Here is a 2,812-nt window from a genome sequence, read left to right on the forward strand (position 1 = left end):
CACCCGGGGATTCTGGGGGGGCCGGCGGTGGAGGCGTGGCCGGAGATGGCGGACTTCAACCGCCACGTGCTGGCCACGACGTTCGAGGGCGGCACGCTGACGTTCCGGGACGAGCCCCTGGTGCTCACGCGCAACGGCGTGCCGGAGTCCGTCTGGATGGACCTGGACTACAGCCCCGTGCGCGACACGGCGGGGCGGCCCGTGGGCGCGCTGGCGGTGGTGCGGGAGACCACGGCGCGGGTGCGGCTGGAGCGCCAGCTGCGCGAGAACGAGTCCCGGCTGGAGTTCACGCTGAAGGCCGGGCGGCTGGGGGCGTGGGAGCTGGACGTGGGCACGATGACGCTCGTCATGTCCGCGATGGGCAAGGCGAACTTCGGGCGGGGGCCGGAGGCGCCGTTCAGCTACGACGACCTGCAGGCCGCCATCCACCCGGAGGACGTGGAGCGCCGGCGCGCGGCCCTGGAGCGCACGCTCCGGGAGCAGGTGGAGTACGACCTCGAGTTCCGCGTGGTGTGGCCGGACGGTTCGGTGCACTGGCTGTCGGTGCAGGCGCGCCCCATCCCCGGGCCGGACGGTCGGGTGGCGCGGCTGATGGGCGCGTCGCGGGACATCACCGAGCGCCGACAGGCGGAGGTGGCGCTGCGCGAGTTCAACGAGCACCTGGAGGCGCGCGTCACCGAGCGCACCACCGAGCGCGACCTGATGTGGCGGCTCAGCCATGACCTGATGATCGTGGTGGACCTGGAGTCGGACGGGCGCATCATCGCCGCGAACCCCGCCTGGGAGCGGCTGCTGGGCTGGACGGAGGCGGAGCTGCTGGGGACGCCGGTGGGCCACTTCATCCACCCGGACGACCTGGCGCACTCCACGCAGTACGTGCAGGCGCTCCACGAGGAGGCGTCCCCCCGCCGCACGGACAACCGGTACCGGCACAAGGACGGGCGGTGGCGGTGGATCTCCTGGTCGGCGGTGGAGACGGGGCAGGGGACGTTGATGGCGGTGGGCCGGGACATCACGGAGGAGCGTGAGTCACGCGAAGCGCTGGCCGCCGCGGAGACCGCGCTGCGCCAGTCGCAGAAGATGGAGGCGGTGGGGCAGCTCACGGGCGGCATCGCGCATGACTTCAACAACCTGCTCCAGGGCATCGTCGGGTCGCTGGGGCTGTTGCAGAAGCGCCTCCACCAGGGGCGCATGTTGGAGCTGGAGCGGTTCATCACCAGCGCGATGAGCTCCTCGCAGCGGGCCGCGGCGCTGACGCACCGGCTGCTGGCGTTCTCGCGGTTGCAGCCCCTGGACCCCAAGCCCGTGAAGGTGAACCCGCGGGTGGCGTCCATGGAGGACCTGCTGCGCCGGACGCTGGGGGAGCAGATGCAGCTGGAGCTGGTGCTCGCGGGCGGGCTGTGGCTCACGCGCTGCGACCCGAACCAGCTGGAGACGGCGGTGCTCAACCTGGTCATCAACGCGCGCGACGCGATGCCCGGCGGGGGGAAGCTCACGGTGGAGACCTGCAACGTGCACCTGGACGCGGCCTACGCGGCGCGCCTGCGGGGCGTGGCGCCGGGCCCGTACGTGTGCGTGAGCGTGAGCGACACGGGGACGGGGATGACGCCGGAGGTGTTGGAGCGGGCGTTCGAGCCGTTCTTCACCACCAAGCCGTTGGGGCAGGGCACGGGGCTGGGCCTGTCGATGATCTACGGCTTCGCGCGCCAGTCGGAGGGCTCCGTGCAGCTCTACAGCCAGCCCGGGCAGGGCACGACGGTGAAGCTGTACCTGCCGCGCTACGTGGGGGACGGCAAGGCGGAGGACGCGCAGGAGCCGGGCGGGCTCACCGATGCGCACGTGGCGGAGGTGGGAGAGACGGTCCTCGTGGTGGAGGACGAGGAGGTCATCCGGGCGCTCATCGTGGAAGTGCTGCGGGACCTGGGCTACCGCGCGCTGGAGGCGAGCGACGGGACGGAGGGGCTGCGGCTGTTGCAGGGCGCGCCCCGGCTGGACCTGCTGGTGACGGACATGGGGCTGCCGGGGTTGAACGGCCGGCAACTGGCGGACGCGGGACGCAGCGCGCGTCCGGGGCTGAAGGTGCTGTTCATGACGGGCTACGCGGAGAACGCGGCGGTGGCGTCCGGGTTCCTGGAGCCGGGCATGGCGATGATGACCAAGCCCTTCGCCATGGAGGCGCTGGCCACGCGGATCCGGGACATGATCGAGCAGGGGTAGCGCGGCGGGCGCGGAACGATCAGCGCGTGAGAGGCCGCATGAGCCCTGCCCTGGCCAACAGTTCGCGCACGTGCCGCGCCAACGCAATGTGTTCGGGGTTGGCCACCGTGAAGCGTTCGGGGGTCAGGATGATCAGCGTGCCCTGGTCCCCCACGGACTCGATGCGCACCGGCGCGGGAAGCGGCGGCACCGTGCCCCGGTGACGTGCAAGGTATGTCACCCAGCCCAGCCAGATATCCGCCTTGCCCTGCCTATCGTCCATCTCCCGATACGCTTCGGACATGGCCACCGCCCAGTCAGGTTCCCATGCCAGCGCCATGCTGCGCGCCACTTCCGTCAGCACGGGGGCCGTGAGGATTCGCCCCGCGTTCTCCCCTTTCGATGGGAGGGACAGGACGCACACGTTGGCGGAGCTGTTCTGCTCGTCGCTCCCGCAGTGCATGCGCACGGAAGCGAAGTCCTGGCCGGTGCCATCGTTGTAAGCGCCGAGGGTCAGTCCCAGGTGCTCGATGGGCGGCCCGCCCGGCTCGCGGTTGACGCCGCGTCGGAACGCCTCCGTCAGGGTGGGGAGGTCCGGGGGCATGAGGGGGGTCTT

The 2,812-nt window shown here is 71.4% G+C and carries 2 protein-coding genes; one reads left to right on the forward strand and one right to left on the reverse strand.

Annotated elements, in window-relative coordinates:
* Positions 1-2,217: PAS domain S-box protein (locus D7V97_RS41945; RefSeq protein ID WP_233583584.1), on the forward strand; the 2,217-nt coding region annotated here is incomplete at its 5' end.
* Positions 2,218-2,236: 19 nt separating this feature from the next.
* On the opposite strand, the gene D7V97_RS41950 is transcribed toward D7V97_RS41945, so the two are convergent.
* On the reverse strand, positions 2,237-2,812 hold a 576-nt coding region (locus tag D7V97_RS41950; RefSeq protein WP_233583585.1), incomplete at its 5' end, for an immunity 52 family protein.

The organism is Corallococcus sp. CA053C (assembly GCF_003611675.1).
Taxonomy (GTDB): domain Bacteria; phylum Myxococcota; class Myxococcia; order Myxococcales; family Myxococcaceae; genus Corallococcus.